Origin of the sequence: Pseudomonas sp. SWRI92 (assembly GCF_014268685.1) — a bacterium.
GTDB classification, from domain to species: Bacteria; Pseudomonadota; Gammaproteobacteria; order Pseudomonadales; family Pseudomonadaceae; genus Aquipseudomonas; species Aquipseudomonas marvdashtae.
In genome coordinates this window covers 156521-170027 of sequence record NZ_JABWQY010000010.1, presented here as the reverse complement: position 1 = coordinate 170027, position 13507 = coordinate 156521, and the positions used below count along the sequence as shown (strand labels likewise).

General features: G+C 60.4%; 15 protein-coding genes. 4 read left to right on the top strand and 11 right to left on the bottom strand.

All coding sequences use genetic code 11. The features are described 5' to 3' along the window. Nucleotides 1-5: 5 nt before the first annotated feature. Complete coding sequence (locus HU762_RS17150) at nt 6-485, bottom strand: RNA pyrophosphohydrolase (RefSeq protein WP_003186867.1); 480 nt, start codon at nt 483-485, stop codon at nt 6-8. A gap of 143 nt (nt 486-628) precedes the next feature. Here HU762_RS17150 and HU762_RS17145 point away from each other — a divergent pair, with 143 nt between their 5' ends. Further along, on the top strand, nt 629-1285 hold the full coding sequence (locus HU762_RS17145) for an HAD family hydrolase (RefSeq protein ID WP_186639009.1): 657 nt from the start codon (nt 629-631) through the stop codon (nt 1283-1285). A gap of 45 nt (nt 1286-1330) precedes the next feature. Here HU762_RS17145 and HU762_RS17140 read toward each other — a convergent pair whose 3' ends face one another. From HU762_RS17140 to ilvA, 4 genes are read right to left on the bottom strand one after another with little or no spacing between them, the layout of a single operon-like run. Continuing rightward, nucleotides 1331-1798 (bottom strand): DUF2269 domain-containing protein, encoded by a 468-nt coding sequence (locus HU762_RS17140; protein WP_186639008.1) that lies wholly within the window; start codon nt 1796-1798, stop codon nt 1331-1333. After that, nucleotides 1795-3051, bottom strand: a complete 1257-nt coding sequence (locus HU762_RS17135) for an SDR family oxidoreductase (protein WP_186639006.1) — start codon at nt 3049-3051, stop codon at nt 1795-1797. Before HU762_RS17135 ends, HU762_RS17140 begins: the two co-directional genes overlap by 4 nt. A 15-nt stretch (nt 3052-3066) precedes the next feature. Next, entirely contained in the window at nt 3067-3480 is a 414-nt protein-coding gene (locus HU762_RS17130) for a DUF2269 family protein (protein WP_186639004.1), read from the bottom strand. Between the two features lie 38 nt (nt 3481-3518). After that, the gene (ilvA, locus tag HU762_RS17125) at nt 3519-5033 is read right to left on the bottom strand and encodes a threonine ammonia-lyase, biosynthetic (protein WP_186639002.1); all 1515 of its coding nucleotides are present in this window, start codon (nt 5031-5033) and stop codon (nt 3519-3521) included. 137 nt (nt 5034-5170) lie between these two features. Between ilvA and rpiA the strand changes: the two genes are divergently transcribed. Beyond that, nucleotides 5171-5842, top strand: a complete 672-nt coding sequence (gene rpiA, locus HU762_RS17120; RefSeq protein ID WP_186639000.1) for a ribose-5-phosphate isomerase RpiA — start codon at nt 5171-5173, stop codon at nt 5840-5842. A 47-nt stretch (nt 5843-5889) separates the two neighbouring features. Here the strand turns inward: rpiA and HU762_RS17115 are convergent, their stop codons facing one another. The 4 genes from HU762_RS17115 to HU762_RS17100 all read right to left on the bottom strand — a co-directional run bounded on the left by HU762_RS17115 (nt 5890) and on the right by HU762_RS17100 (nt 10152). Next, a complete protein-coding gene (locus HU762_RS17115) occupies nt 5890-6804 on the bottom strand; it encodes an SdiA-regulated domain-containing protein (protein WP_186638998.1) in 915 nt (304 codons plus the stop codon). A gap of 116 nt (nt 6805-6920) precedes the next feature. Then, nucleotides 6921-7853, bottom strand: a complete 933-nt coding sequence (locus HU762_RS17110; protein WP_186638996.1) for an SdiA-regulated domain-containing protein — start codon at nt 7851-7853, stop codon at nt 6921-6923. Nucleotides 7854-8048: 195 nt separating this feature from the next. Continuing rightward, a complete protein-coding gene (locus HU762_RS17105) occupies nt 8049-8714 on the bottom strand; it encodes a fumarylacetoacetate hydrolase family protein (protein WP_186612536.1) in 666 nt (221 codons plus the stop codon). A gap of 43 nt (nt 8715-8757) precedes the next feature. After that, complete coding sequence (locus HU762_RS17100; RefSeq protein ID WP_186638994.1) at nt 8758-10152, bottom strand: FAD-binding oxidoreductase; 1395 nt, start codon at nt 10150-10152, stop codon at nt 8758-8760. A gap of 203 nt (nt 10153-10355) precedes the next feature. On the opposite strand from HU762_RS17100, the gene serA reads away from it, so the two are divergent. Then, nucleotides 10356-11585, top strand: coding sequence for a phosphoglycerate dehydrogenase (gene serA, locus HU762_RS17095; protein ID WP_186638992.1), 1230 nt, complete (start codon nt 10356-10358; stop codon nt 11583-11585). Nucleotides 11586-11667: 82 nt separating this feature from the next. On the opposite strand, the gene HU762_RS17090 is transcribed toward serA, so the two are convergent. Continuing rightward, nucleotides 11668-12093 (bottom strand): DUF4399 domain-containing protein, encoded by a 426-nt coding sequence (locus HU762_RS17090; RefSeq protein ID WP_186638991.1) that lies wholly within the window; start codon nt 12091-12093, stop codon nt 11668-11670. A 133-nt stretch (nt 12094-12226) separates the two neighbouring features. On the opposite strand from HU762_RS17090, the gene HU762_RS17085 reads away from it, so the two are divergent. Further along, complete coding sequence (locus HU762_RS17085; RefSeq protein WP_186638989.1) at nt 12227-12793, top strand: transporter substrate-binding domain-containing protein; 567 nt, start codon at nt 12227-12229, stop codon at nt 12791-12793. 35 nt (nt 12794-12828) lie between these two features. Here the strand turns inward: HU762_RS17085 and HU762_RS17080 are convergent, their stop codons facing one another. After that, nucleotides 12829-13455 (bottom strand): class I SAM-dependent methyltransferase, encoded by a 627-nt coding sequence (locus tag HU762_RS17080; RefSeq protein ID WP_186638987.1) that lies wholly within the window; start codon nt 13453-13455, stop codon nt 12829-12831. Nucleotides 13456-13507: the final 52 nt, after the last annotated feature.

Below are 13507 nucleotides of genomic sequence, written 5' to 3'. Positions count from 1 at the left end.
CGTCGTCAGTCGCGCGTCAGCAGGCGCGGGGCAAGCTCTTTTAGGGCGCGTCGATACACTTCGCGCTTGAATGTCACCACCTGGCCCAACGGGTACCAATAGCTGACCCAGCGCCAGCCATCGAACTCCGGTTTACCGGTCAAATCCATCCGCACCCGCTGCTCATTGGAGATCAGGCGCAGGAGAAACCATTTCTGCTTCTGGCCGATGCACAGCGGTTGGCTGTGTGTCCTGACCAGGCGTTGCGGCAAACGATAGCGCAACCAGCCTCGGGTGCAGGCGAGTATTTCGACATCCTCTCGCTCAAGCCCCACTTCTTCATTCAACTCGCGGTATAAAGCCTCTTCCGGCGTCTCCTGAGGATTGATCCCACCCTGGGGAAACTGCCAGGCGTCTTGATTGATACGGCGTGCCCATAGCACCTGCCCAGCATCATTCGTAAGAATGATCCCCACATTGGGACGGAAACCATCGGGATCGATCACGGCAACAACCTCGCAAACGCATGTCGCCGCATTGTTCCACAAAGGTTGTGAAAGCAGCAACGAGCCTTCCTACCTTATGTGCACTCTTGTGAAAAGTCCGTATTCTGAGCGCCTTTCTTCAGAATTTTCAGCGAGTAACTGCAATGCGGCTGGCTTTATTCGACTTGGACAACACGCTGCTGGGCGGCGACAGCGATCACGCCTGGGGCGATTACCTGTGCGAACGCGGCTTCCTCGATGCCGTCACGTACAAGGCGCGCAACGACGAGTTCTACCAGGATTACCTGGCCGGCAAGCTCGACAACGCCGCGTACCTGAATTTCTGCCTGGAAATCCTTGGCCGTACCGAGATGGAAGTGCTGGCACAGTGGCATCTGGACTATATGCGCGATTGCATCGAGCCGATTGTGCTGCCCCAAGCCATCGAACTGTTGAAAAAACACCGCGACGCCGGTGACAAATTGGTGATCATCACCGCCACCAACCGCTTCGTCACCGCGCCGATTGCCGAACGACTGGGGGTCGAAACGCTGATCGCCACCGAGTGCGAGATGATCGACGGACGTTACAGCGGGCGCAGCACCGACATCCCATGCTTTCGCGAGGGCAAGGTGACACGGTTGAACCGTTGGCTGGAAGAAACCGGATATTCGCTCGACGACAGCTACTTCTATAGCGACTCAATGAACGACTTGCCGCTCTTGGAGGCGGTGACGCATCCGGTGGCTGTGGACCCGGATCCGAATCTTCGGTCCGAGGCCGAGCGACGGGGTTGGCCGGTGATCAGCCTGCGCGGCTGATCGTTGCCGCGGTCCACCGGGCAGATGTCTCCGGTGGGCCGGGTTTTATGTCGGTTTGGCCACCATCAAGTAGAAAATTGCCATGAACGCCAGGAACGCCGGCCAACCCAGCGCAAACCACCAGCGCATGTAGGTCGTGGCTTTCATCGGGATGGGCGTGCCGTCCCGCAAGGCTTGTTCAGCCATCTTGTGTACGCGGATCTGCAACCAGACCACCGGGAGCCAGCAAACGCCCGCCAGGCAATAGAGACCGATGCTCCACATCAACCAGCTCTGCTGCAGCGGCCAGCCCGCCAAATGCATCAGGCCCAACCCGCTCAGCGGTTGAAATACTGCGGTAGTGGCGGTGAACGCCCAGTCGGCGAAGACCAGATGCTTGAAGGTGACGGCAATGACTTCGACCTTGCCGCTGCGCCAGGCCCGGAGCGCATAGTAGGCCGAGCCCGCGCCCAGGCCGAACAGAACGGTGGAGGACAGGATATGCAGCGTCTTCAGCAGCAGATACATACTCATCGGCGGGGCTCAGTCCAAAGCAGCCATAAAGTTGCGACGATCAACACCAGATTCTTGGCAACAGCCGCATAAGGGTCGAACCAATAGTGCGGCAGGATGAAACTGATGCACAGCGTATAGCCCACCATCAGACTCAACTGCAGCAGCAAGGCCTGGCGACGCCAGCGCTTGAGCAGCATGCCCACGCCCAGCGCGCCGTCACACAGGGCGCCGCTGACCACCGCAAGCTTCGCCCAGGCGCCGTGTACGCCAGCTTCGGCCATGATGCGCAAGCCCCAATCGTAACCCGGGCCGAGGCACACCACGGCGGTCCCCAGCCAGATCAGGGCCAGGACCGCCAGCATCAGTGGACGCAAGGCCCGCAGGCTGCTTTGGGCAACTGTTGGCCATCGCTGCAAGCGAGTCTGCACGGGGGCCGCGTAATAACCGCAGACCGACGCGAGTACGCCTGGGTCGGCCAGATTGTCCCGTTGCGCCAGAGCCACGCTTTGGCCGTTCAAGGCCCGCCAGCCGAACCGATCCCCCAACCGGCTGCCAACCTGGACCAACAGCGCAGGTGCCTTGAGGTAGCGCGCCGGCGCCCAACCCTGCGCGGCTCGCAGATGATCAATGAGTTGTGCCAGGGTCATGGGCTCGGGCCCCACCAGCGGCAACACTACGGATTCGCTCGGCCATTGCCGCAGCAGGGCGAGCACCGCGCCCGCCAGGTCGTCGATGTGCACGGGTTGGAGGCGCGCCTTCAGATCCAGCAAGGGAATCAACGGCCACGGCGAAAGGCCCGCCAGCCAGTCGCTGCTGGTGCCACCCGGCCCTGTTACCAACGAAGGCCGCAGGATGACCGATGGGCCGCTCAGCCCGGACAGATACTCGTCGGCCAGGCCTTTGCTGGCCAGGAACGGCACGTCGGATTGGACGCTCGCGCCCAGCGCGGAAATCTGCAGGACCCGTACGCCTCGGCCTGCGGCCTGGTCGAACAGCGCCCGAGCGCCGCGGTCCTGGACCAGGCTCAACGCCAGGGTGTCGACGCTTAGCAGGCCGGCGGCGTTGATCAGAAGGTCGATGTCGTCGGGGAATGCAAAATGGGCAGGGTCGGCCGCTAGCAAGCCTAGATCCAGCTGCCGCCATTCGACCCCGGGCCAGCTCGAAGCCTCGGGTTCACGCCGGGTTGCGATGATCGAATGGCCGGCGCCGTGCAGCGCTCGCAGCAGGTGGCCGCCGATAAACCCGCTGCCACCCACCAAAAGAATCTTCATGACAGTCCCTGTCAGTTAAATCGGCTTGGCGCCCATCAACGCAGCAATGGACACGAAGCCAACACCACCGATAATTGCCAAGGCCAGGGTGAACCTGCTGCTACCGGCGCCGCCCATGCGCAGGCGGTTGAGCCGCGCCAGCAGCCAAATGGCGCTGAGCGCCGCCACGGTATAAATCACACTTGAACCCAGCAGCCAGGTTTGCCCCAGCGGCCAGCCCACCAGATGAACCAGCCACCATCCGGTAAACGGCATGCTCAGCATGCCGAGCAGCATCAGGCACCAGGCGAATAGCCAGGGCCGCCGCAGCGTATAGGCCGGGCCCTCGCTGCGTTTGCGCCAGGCCACGACGGCAAGGCTAATGCCACAGGCCAGCAGCACGACCGTGGCCGCGACGTGCAGGATTTTCAGGGTCAGCAGCGTTTCCATGGGTTTTTCCTTAGACCGATGTCCTTGAGCGTAGCCCTTCAGCCAAGAAACAGCTGATACGCAGGGTTATCGCTTTCATCCCAATACGGGTAACCGATTTCTTCCAGGGCTGCCGGCACCAGGTGGCGTTCCTCGTGAGGCACTTGCAACCCGGCGACCACGCGGCCGTCCGCCGCGCCATGGTTGCGGTAGTGGAACATGGAGATGTTCCAGCGCCCGCCCAATTTATTGAGGAAGTTGAACAGCGCCCCCGGGCGTTCCGGGAATTCGAAGCGCAGCACCACCTCGTCGATGACATGGGCCGCGTGGCCTCCGACCATGTGGCGGATGTGCAGCTTGGCCAGTTCGTTGTCGGTCAGGTCCAGCACCGGGAAGCCTTGCTCGGTCAGGCTGGCGATCAGCGCGCTGCGCGGGTCGTTTTCCGGGTGCGTCTGCACGCCAACGAAAATGTGCGCTTCGCTGCCGGTGTTGTAGCGGTAGTTGAATTCGGTGATCTGGCGCTTGCCGATGGCTTCGCAGAACGCCTTGAAGCTGCCCGGCTTCTCGGGAATGGTCACGGCGATGATCGCTTCGCGGCCTTCACCCAGCTCGGCGCGCTCGGCGACGTGGCGCAGGCGGTCGAAGTTGACGTTGGCGCCCGAATCGATGGCCACCAGGGTCTGGCCGCTCACGCCCCGCGACTCGACATATTTTTTGATCCCGGCCACGCCCAAGGCGCCGGCGGGTTCGGTGATCGAGCGGGTATCGTCGTAGATATCCTTGATGGCCGCGCAGATCTCGTCGGTGCTGACGGTGATCACTTCGTCCACGTAGTGCTTGCAGATTTCAAAGGTGTGTTGGCCGATCTGCGCCACGGCAACGCCGTCGGCGAACAGGCCCACCGTCGGCAGTACCACGCGCTCGCCCGCGGCCATGGCCGCCTGCAGGCAATTGGAGTCGTCCGGCTCGACGCCAATGATCTTGATCTCGGGCCGCAGGTATTTCACGTAGGCCGCGATCCCGGCAATCAGCCCGCCACCGCCCACCGGGACGAAAATCGCATCCAGGCGTCCGGGATGCTGGCGCAGGATCTCCATCGCCACCGTGCCCTGCCCGGCAATGGTGTGAGGGTCGTCATAGGGGTGGATGTAGACGTAGCCTTTTTCGTCGACCAGCTTCAACGAGTACGCCAGGGCTTCCGGGAACGAGTCACCATGCAACACCACTTTGCCGCCACGGGAACGCACGCCCTCGACCTTGATTTCCGGGGTGGTCTTGGGCATGACAATGGTGGCCTTGACCCCCAAGACCTTGGCCGCCAGTGCCAGGCCTTGGGCATGGTTGCCCGCCGACGCGGTGACCACGCCGCGTGCGCGTTCTTCATCGCTGAGCTGGGTCAGCTTGTTGTAGGCCCCGCGAATCTTGAACGAGAACACCGGCTGCAAGTCTTCGCGCTTGAGCCAGATATCGTTGCCCAGCCGCTCGGAGAGCTGGCGGGCGGTCTGCAGCGGGGTTTCTACGGCAACGTCATAAACGCGCGAGGTGAGGATCTTTTTGACGTACTGTTCAAGCATCGGAAAGCATCACTGGGCGGGTTGGGCAGGGCCAAGGAGTCTAACCCGGCTTTTGGCCAGGCGACCACACGAATCCCGAGGTTTTGTTGGGTTATACTCGCGCCCCTTTATACTCATTGCCCGCTTTCGGAGCCCGCATGACCCAGGATCAACTCAAACAGGCCGTGGCCCAGGCCGCCGTCGACCTCATCCTCCCGAAGCTGGATGACAAGAGCATCGTCGGGGTCGGCACCGGCTCCACGGCCAATTGCTTCATCGACGCGCTGGCGCAGCACAAAGGTGCGTTCGACGGCGCGGTCGCCAGCTCCGAAGCCACCGCCGCGCGGCTGAAGGGCCACGGGATTCCTGTGTATGAGCTCAACACGGTGAGCGACCTGGAGTTCTACATCGATGGCGCCGACGAAAGCGACGAGCATCTGAACCTGATCAAGGGCGGCGGCGCAGCCCTGACCCGCGAGAAAATCGTTGCGGCGGTGGCCAAGACGTTCATCTGCATCGCCGACGCCAGCAAACTGGTGCCGGTGCTCGGCGCGTTCCCATTGCCGGTGGAAGTCATCCCCATGGCCCGCAGCCACGTTGCCCGCGAGTTGGTGAAACTGGGCGGAGATCCGGTGTATCGCGAAGGTGTGTTGACCGATAACGGCAACATCATCCTGGATGTGCACAATTTGCAAATCACCCATCCAGTAGAACTGGAGCGCCAGATCAACGCCATCGTCGGCGTGGTCACCAATGGTTTGTTCGCTGCGCGCCCGGCAGATGTGCTGCTACTGGGGACCAGTGAAGGGGTGAAGACCCTCAAGGCTTGATTCGATGGAGTGACGGGCACAGTTGTGGTGAGGGGATCTTTTTCCTGTCAGTCGAGCTGCGGTTTCTTGAATACGTAGAACAGGTTCGGCTCACTCACCACGTACAAATTGCCGTCGTCGTCCATCGCCAGGCCCTCGGCCTGGGGGATGGTTTTCTGCAGGCCGTGGCGCCCCTTGCTCAACGACAGCGTGCTCAACGGCCGGCCGTCGATATCCAGTTCGATAATCAACCGCGACTCATCGGACAGTGCCAGCAAATGGCCGCTGCGCTCGTCGTATTGCAGGCTGGATAGGTCGCGCACAAATAATCCGGCATCGCGCTTGGGATTGTTGATGACGTGGACTGCGTAGGACTTCTCTGGATTGTGGTGAGGAAAACCGTGCACTTCGTAAATCAGCATCGGATCGCGCTCCTTGGCCACGAATAGCCGTTTGCCCACCGAATCGTAAGCCAGGCCTTCGAAACCCTTGTTGCCGCTCATGTGCACGCCAAGCGTCATTTGCTCGGCATCGGCTGCGTCGAGGAACCGGGTGTCTTCCTCCAGGTGAATCTTGATCAGCCGCTGTTGGCGCTCGTCGGTGATGACGTAAATGTTCTCGCTGATGAATTCCACTGCTTCCGGATCGCCGAACCCGACCAGGGCGATGCGCCGCAATATCTTGCCATCCAGTGACAGCTCGATCAGCTCGGCATTCTTGTTGGTGACGGTGAACAGGCTCTTGCGGATCGGATCGAACGTCAGCGCGGAAACGTCGTCGTCCAACCCCTCGATTACCTGTGCCTCAAGCGTGACCTGGTATTGATCCAACGAGATCGCTTGTTCATTGAGCGGATGCCAAAAGGTGTTCAGGTTGAACCAGGCGCGCTCGAACAAACGCAGGTACTGGCCCGCTGCGATCAGCGTAATCAACACGATCATCAGCAGCGGAATCAGGAACTTGGGACGGGCGAGTCGACGCATGAGAGATGAGCTCGATAGGAACAGGTGGTTGGAAATACCACGACTGCCTGAACTGAAGCTTAATGGCCGACTGCCACATCCTACAACGATGGAGGAATTGCCCTACAGGACCGCTATCAGCGTGATTTTTCGAAACGATAGAACAGGTTCGGCTCGCTCACCATATAGATGTTGCCGGCCTCATCGACGGTAACGCCTTCCGCGCGGGGGACCGTGTTTTTCAGCCCGTTGAAGCCGCCCAGCAACGTCATGAAACTGACCTGTTCACCTTCCTCATCCAGCTCCAGCAGCAAATGGGAGTCGGCAGAGAGCAGCAACATGTGGCCCGTGCGCGGGTCGACAGCCAGGGCCGAAAGGTTGCGCAGGTCCAGTTCATGGCTGACATGGATCTGTTTGTCGCCCTTGAGCAGTGGACTGCCGTCGCTTTTCCAAGTGAACAGCGCCGGTGGACGCTCTTCGCCCAGCACCAATTGCTGGTTGCGAGGATCCCAGGCGATCGCCTCGAACCCTTTGTTCTGATTATCAGACGCGCCCAGGTCGTACTGGGGGAAATCCTTGTAGTCCAGCGTTTGCGTATTGGCATCGACCTGGACGAGCGACAGGGTATGTTTTCGCTCATCAGTGATGGCCAGCAGGCCGTTTTCCATATACGACACGCCTTCTGGATTACTCCAGCCCACCAAGGGCATCTTGCGCAGCATTTCGCCTTGCAGGCTCAATTCCACCAGGAACGGGTTCTTGCCCATGACGGCAAACAAGGTCTTGGTTTGCCGGTTGTAGGTCACATCGGAGGCTTCGTCCTTCTCCATGCCCGGCAACGGTTTGGCGTCGATCACGGCGCGGTAGTCCGGCAACCAGATGCTTTCCTGGCGCTGCGCCGGACTCTCGAAGCGCTCGGACACCCAGAGCAGGCCGCGGTCATCCCAATGCATGGCGAACGCCAAGCCATAAGCGGCGACCACGGCCAGCAGCGACCAGGCATACCAAGGCAGGACGAAGCGAAAGCGGCGGGTGGGTTTGGGGCTGGGCAGGGCTTGGGACTTGGCCATCAGGAATGCGTTCCAGATAATTCGTGCTTGGGGAATGGCTGGGCTCAGATGCCGCATTCCCCGGAATTATCCGGATGGCATGTGAAAAAACGGTAAACGCTACGGCACCGATGTTCCCGTGTTCTGCATAGGAGTGCGTCAACGAGCGCTCCGCGTCCTGCTATTGGACACGGAGCGCGGGAACGATCGTTGCGATTAACGAACGCTGCTCTCGAAACGGCTCGCGCCCGGCAACTCCAGCACCAGCTCATCGCCCACGTTCAGTGGTCCGACGCCCGCCGGAGTACCGGTGAGAATCACGTCGCCGGCCTGCAGCGAGAAGCAGCCGGCCATGTATTGAATCATCGGCACGATAGGGTTGAGCATCAGGCTGCTGTTGCCGTCCTGGCGTACTTCACCGTTGATGGTCAAACGCACGGGGATGTCGGTCAGGTCAGCAAACGCGTCCTTCGAGACAAAGGGGGCGATCACTGCCGCGCCGTCGAAGGACTTGGCGACTTCCCACGGCAGGCCTTTGCCCTTGAGCTCGGCCTGCTTGTCGCGCAGGGTCAGGTCCAAGGCCGGGGCGAAGCCTGAGATAGCGTCCAGCACTTCTTCGACGCTGGGTTTGGTGGACAGCGGCTTGCCGATCAGCACGGCGATTTCCGCCTCGTAGTGCACCGAGCCGCGATCGGTCGGGATCTTGAAACCACCTTCCAGTGGCACCACGCAACTGCCTGGCTTGATGAACAGCAAGGGCTCGGTGGGCACCGGGTTGTCCAATTCCTTGGCGTGTTCGGCATAGTTGCGGCCGATGCACACCACCTTGCCCAGCGGGAAATGAATACGCGTACCGTCGAGATACTGGTGCTGATAGCTCATTACCGACTCCTGCCTTTTCGAATTGTCATCAGGTGTTTATGGGTCAAATCGCGAAAATCTTGCCCGGATTCATGATGCCGTTAGGGTCGAACACGGCCTTTACCGCTTTCATGTAGTCGATTTCAACCGCAGAACGACTGTACGTCAGATAGTCGCGCTTGGTCATGCCCACGCCATGTTCGGCGGAGATCGAGCCGTTGTACTTCTCCACGGTTTCGAAGACCCATTTGTTCACGGTCGCGCACTTGGCGAAGAACTCGTCCTTGCTCAGGTTTTCCGGCTTGAGGATGTTCAGGTGCAGGTTGCCGTCGCCGATGTGGCCGAACCAGACGATTTCGAAATCCGGGTAATGTTCGCCGACGATCGCGTCGATTTCCCGCAGGAAGCCAGGGACCTTGGAAACCGTGACCGAGATGTCGTTCTTGTACGGCGTCCAGTGGGAGATGGTTTCGGAGATGTACTCGCGCAGTTTCCACAGGTTCTGCAATTGGGTTTCGCTCTGGCTCATCACGCCGTCCAGCACCCAACCCTGCTCGACGCAGTGTTCGAAGGTTTCCAGCGCATGGTTGGCGACTTCTTCGGTGGTCGCTTCGAATTCCAGCAGGGCATAGAACGGGCAGTCGGTTTCGAACGGCGCGGGCACGTCGCCACGACCGAGCACCTTGGCCAGGGCCTTGTCGGAAAAAAATTCGAACGCGGTGAGATCGAGCTTGCCCTGGAAGGCATGCAGCACGGGCATGATCGAGTCGAAGTCCGGCGTCCCGAGAACCATGGCAGTGAGGTTTTTCGGAGCCCGGTCCAGGCGCATGGTGGCTTCGACGACGAAGCCCAGCGTGCCCTCGGCGCCGATGAACAGCTGCCGCAAGTCGTAGCCGGTGGCGTTCTTGATCAAATCCTTGTTCAGTTCCAGCAGGTCGCCCTTGCCGGTGACGACCTTCATGCCCGCGACCCAGTTACGGGTCATGCCGTAGCGAATGACCTTGATCCCGCCGGCATTGGTGCCGATATTGCCGCCAATCTGGCTGGAGCCCGCCGAAGCGAAGTCGACCGGGTAGTACAGGCCGTGTTCCTCGGCCTTGTTCTGCAATTGCTCGGTGACCACGCCCGGCTGGCACACGGCAGTGCGGTCAGTCAGGTTCACGTCGAGAATCTGGTTCATGTAGTCGAAAGACACCACGACTTCACCGTTCGCCGCCACGGCTGCGGCGGAAAGCCCTGTACGCCCCCCCGAGGGGACCAGCGCGACCTTGTGCGTATTGGCCCAGCGCACGATGGCCTGGACCTGCTCGGTGGTCTTGGGAAAGACAATGGCGGTCGGTGCGGGTGCGTAATGCTTGGTCCAATCCTTGCCGTAGGCATTCAGCGAGTCGGCGTCGGTCAAGACCTTGCCAGGCTCAACCAGGGTCTTCAGCTCATCTATCACGGCAGGATTGGTCATCGACAGAACTCTCGAACAATTCATGGTCATCCTGAGAACGCTTCACGTCGCAGGAATGGGTGTTTGCGGGGGGCATATGCTAGCATACCGACCCCGCAGCGTAGTGCCCAACGGCTGTTCTGCGGCGACGGCTGTCATGCCGGTCGGGCCAGCCTATGCTGCCCGATTCCCTGCCATTTTTTCCGGGACACAGGTTTACGCAGATGAGCAAGACTTCTCTCGATAAGAGCAAGATCAAGTTCCTTCTTCTCGAAGGCGTCCACCAATCGGCTGTCGACGTCCTCAAGTCGGCGGGCTACACCAGCATCGAGTACATCACCAGTTCTCTGCCGCAAGACCAGCTCAAGGAAAAGATCGCCGATGCTCACTTCATCGGCATTCGCTCCCGTACCCAACTGACCGAAGAGATCTTCGACCACGCCAAGAAACTGGTCGCGGTCGGCTGCTTCTGCATCGGCACCAACCAGGTCGACCTCAACGCAGCCCGTGAGCGTGGTATCGCGGTGTTCAACGCGCCGTACTCCAACACCCGCTCCGTTGCCGAACTGGTGCTGGCCGAAGCGATCCTGCTGCTGCGCGGCATCCCTGAGAAGAACGCTTCCTGCCACCGTGGTGGCTGGATCAAAAGCGCGGCCAATTCCTTTGAAATCCGTGGCAAGAAGCTGGGTATCGTCGGCTACGGCTCGATCGGCACGCAGTTGTCGGTACTGGCTGAAGGCTTGGGCATGCAGGTGTTCTTCTACGACACCGTGACCAAGCTGCCGCTGGGCAACGCGACCCAGGTGAACAACCTGCACGAGTTGCTGGGCATGTCCGACATCGTCACCCTGCATGTGCCGGAAACCGCCGCCACCCAGTGGATGATCGGCGAGAAGGAAATCCGTGCCATCAAGAAAGGCGGGATCCTGATCAACGCCGCGCGCGGTACGGTGGTCAAGCTCGACGCCTTGGCCGAAGCGATCAAGGACAAGCACCTGATCGGCGCTGCCATCGACGTGTTCCCGGTGGAGCCGCGCTCCAACGACGACATCTTCGAAAGCCCGCTGCGTGGCCTGGACAACGTGATCCTGACCCCGCACATCGGCGGTTCCACCGCTGAAGCCCAAGCCAACATCGGCCTGGAAGTGGCGGAAAAACTGGTCAAGTACAGCGACAACGGTACCTCGGTATCGTCGGTGAACTTCCCGGAAGTGGCCCTGCCGGCTCACCCTGGCAAGCATCGCCTGCTGCACATCCACGAGAACATCCCGGGTGTGATGAGCGAGATCAACAAGGTCTTCGCGGAAAACGGCATCAACATTTCCGGTCAGTTCCTGCAGACCAACGAGAAAGTCGGCTACGTCGTGATCGACGTCGATGCCGAATACTCAGACTTGGCGCAAGAGAAGCTGCAGCACATCAACGGCACCATTCGTTGCCGCGTGCTGTTCTAGGAAAGCTGACTGCAAGTCGAGGTTTGGCTTGCGAAAAAAACGGGAGCCCCGAAAAGGGCTCCCGTTTTTTTACCGGGAACCGTTACTTCACGGTCACAGTGATCTTTTTGGAGACAATCGACGGGTCGAACGGCATGTGGCCGCTGTCGCCCAGGATCAATTGCAAGGTGTGCTTGCCTGGAGCCAGCTTGATAGTGGCTTCGGTCTGCGCCTTGCCGAAATGCATGTGGTTGGCGTCGGTCGGGATCGGTGCGCCTTCCTCTGGCAGGTCGTCGACATCGATCAGCAAATGATGGTGGCCAGTGTTCTTGGTCACATCGCCCGCCGGGGCCAGGGCGATGTTCTTGACGCCGAACTTGACCTTGAATTCCTGGCTGACGGTGGCGCCGTCTTCCGGGGAAACGATGAACACTTCTGCACCTTTGGGCGCCGGGGTAGCGGCGCTTGCCAGCATCGAAGCGCCCAACAACAGACCGGCCAACGCGGCACGAGACATAAAGCTTTTCATTTTTTTCTCCAGTTTTTCCATGAAATCCGCCTGGTCATGACAACTTCATGACCAATCGTTGTCGAAGCCTGCAACAACCATAGCAAAGCGAGCCTGAAACGAGCGTCGCTTGTATAAATACAAAGGAGTGACCATGCGCTTTCTGCCTGGCCTGATCTGCCTGCTACCCCTGTTGAGCCCTCTGGCCCATGCGGAACTGATCGACGACATCAACGACCGTGGCGAATTGCGGATCGCCCTCGAGGCCAACACGGCTCCTTTCAACTTCAAGGAGGACGGCAAGCTCACCGGTTTCGAAGTGGAACTGGGTGAAATGCTTGCCAGTGAACTCGATGTACGGCCCGATTTTGTCGTCACCGATGCCGCGGATCTGCTGGCCGGTGTGGAAAGCGGCAAGTACGACGTCGCCATCAACCACATAGCAATGACCCCGGAACTGGCGGAACGTTTCGACACCAGCGCGACTTACAGCCAGCCGGATGCACAGTTGCTGGCCAGCAAGGATGAGCCGCAACGTCCGCTGGTCCTGGTCCAGTCATTCCAGCCGGAGGAAAAGCAGGGCCCGCCGCCCAGCCTGGTGATTCCGTTCCAGAAGGGCAACCCGGCATTCAAGGCCAGCCTGGACAATGCCCTGAGTCGCATCAAGGGTGACGGGCGGCTGGAACAGTTGTCGCAGAAGTGGCTGGTCAAGCCGGAGTGATTTGGTTTGAGCGCTTTCCCTTGCGGGGGTAGTTCTCAAGCTCTACGCCACACACTCGCCAGCCAAGGCTGCTGCTCTCGCGGCAGCCCCGCCGGCCGGTAGTAGTGCTCCAGCTCGACGAAACCCGCCTCGGTGAGCAACGCCCGCCAGGCGTCGAGATCGTGATACGCGCCGAAGCGCTGGCCGTTCCAGCCTTCCTGGTTTTCGCCCCGAGGATTTGAGCTGAACAATACGCCGCCGGGTTTGAGCGTGGCGTGCAATTGCTTGAGCACCCGAGGCAGTTCCTGGACGGGAACATGAAACAGCACCGCGTTGGCGAAAATCCCGTCAAAGCGTTCGGCTGGCAGGTCGAGCTGCAAGAAGTCCTGGCGCCACACATCACATCCGCTGTCCTGGCGCGCCATCCGGGCAAATTCTTCTGAGCCGTCGAGGCCGACCGCAACATGACCCATGGCGGTGAACGTGCGCAGATCCCGTCCCGGACCGCAGCCGAAGTCCAGGATATGAAACGGCGCCTGGCCTTGGATATGTCTCAGCAAGGCGTCGATGTTCTGGCTGACATCGTGGTCGCGTGTGCCTTGGCGAAAATCTTCTGCCACCTCGTTGTAGTGACCCAGGGTCGTGGCGGTGATGGTGCGCAGGTCGTCGGGTGTGTGTTTCATGATCACGGCTTGGGTGGGGAGCGTTGGTCGACTATACCGCAAGCAGGCTTGC